The sequence below is a fragment of the Streptomyces sp. NPDC050617 genome (assembly GCF_040654795.1).
In the GTDB taxonomy this organism is placed as follows: Bacteria; Actinomycetota; Actinomycetes; order Streptomycetales; family Streptomycetaceae; genus Streptomyces.
In genome coordinates this window covers 37,787-45,660 of record NZ_JBFAIS010000047.1, presented here as the reverse complement: position 1 = coordinate 45,660, position 7,874 = coordinate 37,787, and the positions used below count along the sequence as shown (strand labels likewise).

The following is a 7,874-nucleotide window of genomic DNA, read 5'->3' as shown; positions in this document are numbered from 1 at the left end:
TTGCCGGAGCCGTTGGGGCCCATGATGGCGTGCGTCTCCCCCTGCCGCACCGTCAGGTCGACGCCGCGCAGGATCTCCTTCGTGCCATTGTCGACATCGACGGAGACGTGCAGGTCACGGATTTCAAGCGTAGCCATATCGAACTCAGGACTCCTCGGTAGGGGAGACGCGCACAGTCGCTTCCGGCCGCCTCCTCGGATCTCCACGGGATAACGGGGCCTCTATGGGACGTACGGGAACGGAGCGTGCCGCGGGCAGGTCATGCCGCCGGCCCCGCGGAGTCCTCAAGCTCCCGCTCGATCTTGGCGAGCAGCCGTTCCTCGACGTCGGGGAGGCCGATCCGCTGGACGAGCTCGGCGAAGAAGCCGCGGACGACCAGGCGGCGGGCCTCGTCGGCGGGGATGCCGCGCGCCATCAGGTAGAAGAGCTGCTCGTCGTCGAACCGGCCGGTCGCCGAGGCGTGCCCGGCCCCCACGATCTCGCCGGTCTCGATCTCCAGATTGGGCACCGAGTCGACGCGCGCCCCGTCGGTGAGGACCAGATTGCGGTTCAGCTCGTACGTGTCCGTGCCGGTGGCGGGCGACTGGATGAGGACGTCGCCGATCCAGACGGCGTGGGCTCCGTCGCCGTGCAGCGCGCCCTTGTACGTGACGTTGCTGCGGCAGTGCGGGGCGGCGTGGTCGACGAGGAGCCGGTGCTCGTGGTGGCGGCCCGCGGCGGTGACGTACAGGCCGTAGAGCTCGGCCTCGCCGCCGGGCCCCTGGTAGGAGACGCGCGGGTGGAGCCGTACGACGTCGCCGCCGAGGGTGACGACCGTCGACGTGAAGCCGGCGTCCCGGCCGATGAGCGCGTTGTGCTGGGCGACGTGCACGGCCGTGTCGTCCCAGTCCTGTACGGACACGACGGTGAGCTTCGCTCCCGTGCCGAGGACGAAGTCGACGTTGGCCGCGAGCACGCCGGAGCCGGTGTGCTCCATGACGACGACGGCCTCGGCGAACGCGCCCAGCTCCACGACCTGGTGGCCGAAGGAGGTGCCGCCCTCGCCGCGTACCGCGATCCGGACCGGCTCGCCGAGGACCGTGTCCTGGGGGACGGTCACCACCGTCGCCTTCTCGAACGAGCTGTACGCCTGGGCGGCCACGCGGTCCACCGGCGTGCCCGCCGCGCCGAGCCGTGCGTCGTCGCGGCCGACCGTCTCGACGGTGACGCCCGCGGGGGCGCTCACCGCGACCGTCGCGCTCTCGCCGACGGGTGCGGCCGTGCCGTCGTGCAGGCCGCCCAGCCGCTCCAGGGGGGTGAAGCGCCACTCTTCCTCGCGGCCGTGGGGGATGGGGAAGTCGGTGACGTCGTAGGACGGGGGAGCGCTTATCCGGGTGGCGACGGTGGACTCGGCGGTGACGCGGACGGAACCGACGGTCGTGGAACCCGCGGGGATTTTCCTAGCCTCAGCCATGGCTGTCGATGCACTCGCTTTCTGCGGTCAGGGCGTTCGCTGCGGAGCGCCCGCGGGGGCCGGCGCCGACCCCCACGAGCGGGCGGAGACTGCTGCCTGGGCCGTCAGCCGACGGAGCCCTCCATCTGCAGCTCGATGAGCCGGTTGAGTTCCAGCGCGTACTCCATCGGCAGCTCCCGCGCGATCGGCTCGACGAAGCCCCGCACGATCATCGCCATCGCCTCGAACTCCGTCATGCCACGGCTCATCAGGTAGAACAGCTGGTCATCACTGACCTTGGAGACCGTCGCCTCGTGCCCCATCGACACATCGTCCTCCCGCACATCCACATACGGGTACGTGTCCGAGCGCGAGATCGTGTCCACCAGCAGCGCGTCACACAGCACATTCGACTTCGCACCGTGCGCGCCCTCGCCGATCTCGATCAGACCCCGGTACGAGGTACGGCCGCCGCCGCGCGCCACCGACTTCGAGACGATGTTGGAGGACGTGTTCGGCGCCATGTGCACCATCTTCGCGCCCGCGTCCTGGTGCTGGCCCTCGCCGGAGAACGCGATCGACAGCGTCTCGCCCTTGGCGTGCTCGCCCATCAGATAAACGGCCGGGTACTTCATCGTCACCTTGGAGCCGATGTTCCCGTCCACCCACTCCATCGTCGCGCCCTCATACGCCACAGCACGCTTGGTGACCAGGTTGTACACGTTGTTCGACCAGTTCTGGATCGTCGTGTACCGGCACCGGCCGCCCTTCTTCACGATGATCTCCACGACCGCCGAGTGCAGCGAGTCCGACGAATAGATCGGCGCGGTGCAGCCCTCGACGTAGTGCACATAGGCGTTCTCGTCGACGATGATCAGCGTCCGCTCGAACTGGCCCATGTTCTCCGTGTTGATCCGGAAGTACGCCTGCAGCGGGATGTCGACGTGCACGCCCGGCGGAACGTAGATGAACGAGCCGCCCGACCACACCGCCGAGTTCAGCGACGCGAACTTGTTGTCGCCGACCGGGATGACCGTCCCGAAGTACTCCTGGAAGATCTCCGGGTGCTCCCTGAGCGCCGTGTCCGTGTCCAGGAACAGCACGCCCTGCTCCTCCAGGTCCTCACGGATCTGGTGGTAGACGACCTCCGACTCGTACTGCGCCGCCACACCCGCGACCAGCCGCTGCTTCTCCGCCTCCGGGATGCCCAGCTTGTCGTAGGTGTTCTTGATGTCCTCCGGCAGGTCCTCCCAAGAAGCGGCCTGCTTCTCCGTGGACCGCACGAAATACTTGATGTTGTCGAAGTCGATACCGGTCAGGTCCGAGCCCCACGTCGGCATGGGCTTCTTGTCGAACAGCTTCAGACCCTTGAGCCGGAGCTTGAGCATCCACTCCGGCTCGTTCTTCTTCGCCGAAATGTCTCGGACGACCTCTTCGGACAGGCCCCGCTTGGCCGCGGCACCGGCCACATCCGAATCGGCCCAGCCGTATCCGTACGTACCCAGGCCGTCCAGGTCGGGGTGGGCGGTCTCCGTGGGGAGCGTCATGGCGGTGCTCCCTTCAGCGGAGGAACGGGTTGGCGCCGGCGGCGTGGTTGGTCACATCGACGATCTTGCGTATCCGGGGCATCGCGTCGACGATGAACCGCTCGATGCCGTCCGCCAGGGTCAGCGCGGCGCCGCTGCACCCCTGACAGCCGCCGAGCAGGCTGACGTAGAGCACTCCGTCCTCGATCCGCTCCAGCTTGATGGCGCCGCTGTGCGAGGCCAGCGCCGGGTTGACCGTTTCCGCGAACAACTTCTCTACGCTGGCGCGCAGTTCGTCGTCATCGGCGCCCGCCGGGGCGTCGCCGGAGTCCGCCGCCGCCTCGGATTCCGCGTTCGGGTTGCTGATCACGACCCCGAACTGCGGGTCCGCGTCCAGCGTGGCGCCCGCCAGCCGGCCGGCGTCGGCCTCGGGGACCACGACGGTGAACTCACCGCAGTCCGTGCTCAGGTCTCCGGGGCCGGCCTCCGCCGTCGTCCGCCAGGCGAACTCGTAGCGGAACTCGCCCCGGTCCCCGGACTCCACCGAGACGAACAGCGCGGGGCGCTCCGCACCCGACTCGGGCTGGGCCAGATCGCGCAGCGCCGCGCGTGCCGCGTCGGTCACGGTGATCGCGGTGCGCGCCGCGGCTTGCTGTGCCGTGCTGCTCATATGTGCCTCCCAAGTACGCGACGGAAAAGGTCAGTTGAAGCTGTTGCCGCAGCCGCAGGACGACGAGGCGTTGGGGTTGTCGAAGACGAAACCGGACTCCATGAGCCCCTCCTCGTAGTCGAGGGTGGTGCCCTTCAGATACGGCATGGCCGTCTCGCCCACCACGATGCGAACCCCGTCGCGCTCGATGGTGGTGTCGCTCTCCGCGATCTCGTCCTCGACGTACATGGTGTACGAGAGCCCCGAGCAGCCGCCGGGCTTCACCCCGATGCGCAGCGCCTTGCCCCGGGCGTCGGGCCCCAGCGACGCGGCGATCCGTCCGATGGCCGCGTCGGTCACCCGCAGCGCGTCCGCGCCGGTGCGCGAGGGGATGCTGACCGGGACCCGGTGCGTCGTCTCCGTCATGGCTGCCTCCTTGAGTTCACTTCAGATAGGTGCGGGGATCGGTGATCCGGCCCTCGATCGCCGAGGCCACGACGGTCGCGGGCGAGCCGAGGTAGATCTCGGCCTGCGAACTGCCCATCCGGCCGATGAAGTTGCGGTTGTTGCTGCTGATGATCCGTTCGCCGGCGTCCATCAGGCCGCCGCTGCGCCCGCAGCACAGGCTGCAGCCCGGCTGGTTCACCACGGCCCCGGCGGCGATCAGGGTCTCGACATAGCCGGCCGCCACCGCCGCCCGGAAGATCTCGCGGCTGGCGGGGACGACGTAGAAGCGCATACCCGGGCTGACCTTGCGCCCGTCCAGCATCCGGGCCGCGATCTCGAAGTCCTCCAGCCGCCCGTTGGTGCAGGAGCCGAGGAACGCCTGCTGCACCTCGGTGCCCGCGGCCTCGCCGACCGGCTTGACGTTCTCGACGGTGCTGGGGCAGGCCACCACGGGTTCGAGCTCCTCGGCGCGGTAGTCGAGGACCCGCTCGTACACGGCGCCGGCGTCCGGCCCGAGCGGGCTCTTCCCGGTGATGTCGCCGTGCCGGGAGACGTACGCGAGGGTGGTGTCGTCCGCCGCGATCAGGCCGGTCTTCGCGCCGGCCTCGACGCTCATGTTGGACAGCGTGAGGCGGCTGTCCATGGTCATGGCGTCGATCGTGCCGCCGCCGAATTCCAGCGCCTTGTAGGTCGCTCCGTCGCCGCCGATGTCGGCGATGACGCGCAGGATGATGTCCTTGGAGTACACGCCGGGTCCGAGGTCGCCCTCGACGTTCACCCGGATCGTGGGGACGACCTTCAGCCAGGTGCGCCCCGTGCCGAGCACCGCGGCCATCTCGGTGTAGCCGACGCCCGTGGCGACGGCGCCGAGGCCGCCGTACATCACGGTGTGCGAGTCGGTGCCGACGGAGATGTCGCCGGGGGTGATGTATCCCTGCTCGCACATGATCTGGTGGCTGATGCCGTCGGACCGGTGCACATTGGCGATGCCCTGTTCCTTGATGAACTCCTCGGTCTTCCGGTGGTAGACGGAGTCCTCGGGGAAATTGGTGGGGACCAGGTGGTCGTAGATGATGACGACGGAGTCGGGGTTCTTGAGCCGGGTGAACCCCATCTCCCGGAATTTGCGGATCACGAATGGCGTGAAGAAATCGTGGATCATCGCACGGTCGACGTCGATCTCCACGATCTCGCCCACCGTGACGGGGCGCCCGACCTTCTGCGCGAGGATCTTTTCGTAAAGCGTTGCGGGCACGTCTTCTCTCTCACTTTCCGTGCGCATGATCGCGCTCTTCCGTGCGCGTGATCGCGCGTTCGCCTACAGCAGGCCGGCGAGCCGGCCGATTCCTTCTTCGATCTCCGCGGGGTCCAGGCGCGCGCAGCTCAGCCGCAGCTCGGCCCGTTCCCCGCCCTCCTTCCCGCCTCTGCGGAAGCGGGAGCCCGGCAGGAAGACGACGCCCGAACGGGCCGCCGTCCGCAGCAGGTCCTCGATGTCGGTCGCCGCGTCGAGGGTGACCCAGGTGAAGAAGCCGCCGTGCGCCGTCGTCCAGTGCGCGCGGCCGGCCAGATGGCGTTCGAGCGCGGCGAGCAGGGCGTCCCGGCGGGTGCGGTAGCGGGCGCAGAGCCGGGGCAGCAGCCGGTGGTACGCGCCGCCGGCCAGCAGCTCGCCCATGACGGCGTGGGTCAGCGTGTTCGGGCAGACGTCCGTGTTCTCCCGCAGGGCCAGCGCCTTGCCGATCACGTCGGCGGGCGCGGCGAGCACACCGGCGCGCAGCCCCGGCGACAGCCCCTTGGAGAAGCTGGTCACGTACGAGACCCGGTCGGGCGCCCACCGCTGGATCGGGGGCGCGGGCGGTTCGAAGGCGATGTCCCCGAAGACGTCGTCCTCGATGAGGTGGCACGCGTGGCGCCGGAGCAGGTCCGCTATCAGCGGTCGCTGTTCGGCGGGCAGGCTGATGCCGGTCGGGTTCTGGTGGTCGGTGATGAGGTAGCAGACCTTGGCGCGGGGATCGCCGAGGGCGTTCGCCAGCCGGTCGAGGTCGAGGCCCTGTTCTTCGAGCGGGACCGTGACGATCTCGGCGCCCGCCGCCTCGAAGAGTTCGAGGGCCGCGAAGTAGGTGGGGGAGGTGGTGACGACGACGTCGCCGGGGTCCACGTACAGCCGGGCCACGAGGTCGATCGCCTGCTGGCCGCCGCTGGTCAGCAGGATGGTCTGCGGCGAGGTGCGGACTCCGCGCCGCTCCAGGTGGCCGGCGACGGCCTCGCGCACCCAGGGGGCCCCTTGCGCGGAGCCGTACTGGAGGGCCTGCGGGCCGCGCCGCGCGAGGACGCTTTCGAACGCCTCCTGTACGTGCCACATCGGGAAGAGCCGTTCGTCCGGGAATCCGCCGGCGAAGTTGACGGAGCCGCCGGCGCCCCACCGCAGGACGTCGCCCATGGTGGACTCGCCGAGCCGGCCGGCGACCGCGGACCAGGCGGCGGCCGGGCTTTCCCGGGGCGATAACAGCCCCTGTGCTGAATTCATACGTCGTGGAAACTCTCTGTGCGGCCGGACGGACCCGGGAACGGACCTGGGAACGGACCTGGGAGAGCGCGGGCACCGGAGCGCTACGGTCCGGCGCCCGCGCGTCCGGTCAGCCGGTGCAGATCACTTCCTCCGCCTTCTGCTGCTGCATCTTCTGCGTCAGCTGCACATACAGGCGGTCCTTGATCGGGCAGGGGTTGTCCCAGTCCGTGCCCTTGACCTTCTCCTTCAGGAGCTGGGAGAGGGACTTCTCACGCACATTGCCGAACGTGGCCTCGGTCGAGGTGTAGCACTCGACGTAGTAGCCCTCCTCCGTGATCACCGGACCGAGGTGCCAGGCCAGGCAGGTCATGCACTTGTCCCCGTCGAGGACGATGGGGGTGAGCGTCTCCCGCTTGTCGGTGTAGTTGTCGATCAGGGTGCGGACCGACTCGACCTCGGCCGGCGGGAACAGCTTGGTCGCCGCCTGGTCGAGGGCGCCGCCGATCGGCGACGGCACCTTGCAGATGAACTGGGCGTTGTGGTCCCGCGCCCACTGCTTCATCGCCGGAACGCTGTCGACGTTCTCCTTGGTGGCGATGCCGGTGAAGGACATCCGGGTGTAGGTGCCGTCCGGCTGCTCCCAGGTGTCGCCGAAGCCGGCCTCCATCATCCGGTCGACGCCCGCCTCGAACTTCTCCCACGCGCCGCGGACGTTCACGATGCTCTCGTACAGCTTGGGGTCGAGCGTCTCCAGCTTGACGAGCAGGGAGGCGCCGGAGTCGCTGAGGAACTGGGTCAGCTCCCGGCCGTCGAGTCCGTGCAGGTGCTTGGAGACCCGGTCGTTGCCCATGATCGTGCCGTTGGTGACGATGACCGGCATGAGCTCGCGGGAGACCGCGTGCTTGACGATGTCGGTGAGCGCCGGGTCGTACGTGGGCTCGCCGTCACCGCAGACGATCATGGTGCGGGCGCCGAGGTCCACGGCCTGGTCGATGAGGTTGCGGTACTCGTCGACGGTCAGCTGGCCCGGGTTGCGCTTCTTGTTGCCGAGTGCGTAGCAATACCAACAGCGGATGTTGCACGCCGAGGTGGTGCTGACGCATATGGACAGGATGGCGTCGGGGTTTCCGTTCTCCCGGATCTCCTTGAGGAGGTCGAGGTCGTCGCGGTTGTAATTGTCGATTCCGTGCAGAAGAAGGACGTCCTTCTTCGAGAACGTGTGATCGTTGAAGAGATTTGCCGTTTGCACTGCTGGTTCCTCCATGGTTCCGGTCGGTTCCAATGGGGTTTCTCCGGCAACGCCGCACCGTTGCA

General features: G+C 68.6%; 7 protein-coding genes and 1 pseudogene. All 8 read right to left on the bottom strand.

Annotation, left to right across the window (positions count from 1 at the left end; translation table 11 throughout):
- Positions 1-137: pseudogene (gene sufC, locus AB0I49_RS36625) on the bottom strand (Fe-S cluster assembly ATPase SufC); the annotation flags it as partial.
- Between the two features lie 122 nt (positions 138-259).
- A complete protein-coding gene (gene sufD / locus AB0I49_RS36620) occupies positions 260-1,453 on the bottom strand; it encodes a Fe-S cluster assembly protein SufD (RefSeq protein ID WP_363231549.1) in 1,194 nt (397 codons plus the stop codon).
- A 104-nt stretch (positions 1,454-1,557) separates the two neighbouring features.
- Positions 1,558-2,979 carry a Fe-S cluster assembly protein SufB gene (gene sufB / locus AB0I49_RS36615; RefSeq protein WP_363231548.1) on the bottom strand — a complete coding sequence of 474 codons (1,422 nt, stop codon included), beginning with the start codon at positions 2,977-2,979 and terminating at the stop codon, positions 1,558-1,560.
- Positions 2,980-2,992: 13 nt separating this feature from the next.
- On the bottom strand, positions 2,993-3,628 hold the full coding sequence (locus AB0I49_RS36610) for a NifU family protein (RefSeq protein WP_363231547.1): 636 nt from the start codon (positions 3,626-3,628) through the stop codon (positions 2,993-2,995).
- Positions 3,629-3,658: 30 nt separating this feature from the next.
- Positions 3,659-4,033 (bottom strand): iron-sulfur cluster assembly accessory protein, encoded by a 375-nt coding sequence (locus tag AB0I49_RS36605; RefSeq protein WP_363231546.1) that lies wholly within the window; start codon positions 4,031-4,033, stop codon positions 3,659-3,661.
- A gap of 16 nt (positions 4,034-4,049) precedes the next feature.
- Positions 4,050-5,309 carry a 3-isopropylmalate dehydratase large subunit gene (locus AB0I49_RS36600; RefSeq protein ID WP_363231545.1) on the bottom strand — a complete coding sequence of 420 codons (1,260 nt, stop codon included), beginning with the start codon at positions 5,307-5,309 and terminating at the stop codon, positions 4,050-4,052.
- Between the two features lie 63 nt (positions 5,310-5,372).
- Entirely contained in the window at positions 5,373-6,578 is a 1,206-nt protein-coding gene (locus AB0I49_RS36595) for a PLP-dependent aminotransferase family protein (RefSeq protein ID WP_363231544.1), read from the bottom strand.
- Positions 6,579-6,687: 109 nt separating this feature from the next.
- Entirely contained in the window at positions 6,688-7,809 is a 1,122-nt protein-coding gene (locus tag AB0I49_RS36590) for a radical SAM protein (protein ID WP_363231543.1), read from the bottom strand.
- Between the last annotated feature and the right edge of the window lie 65 nt (positions 7,810-7,874).

Coding starts and splice junctions, on each gene's coding strand:
- sufD (WP_363231549.1), bottom strand. CDS start 1,453: ATGGCTGAGGCTAGGAAAATCCCCGCGGGTTCCACGACCGTCGGTTCC.
- sufB (WP_363231548.1), bottom strand. CDS start 2,979: ATGACGCTCCCCACGGAGACCGCCCACCCCGACCTGGACGGCCTGGGT.
- AB0I49_RS36610 (WP_363231547.1), bottom strand. CDS start 3,628: ATGAGCAGCACGGCACAGCAAGCCGCGGCGCGCACCGCGATCACCGTG.
- AB0I49_RS36605 (WP_363231546.1), bottom strand. CDS start 4,033: ATGACGGAGACGACGCACCGGGTCCCGGTCAGCATCCCCTCGCGCACC.
- AB0I49_RS36595 (WP_363231544.1), bottom strand. CDS start 6,578: ATGAATTCAGCACAGGGGCTGTTATCGCCCCGGGAAAGCCCGGCCGCC.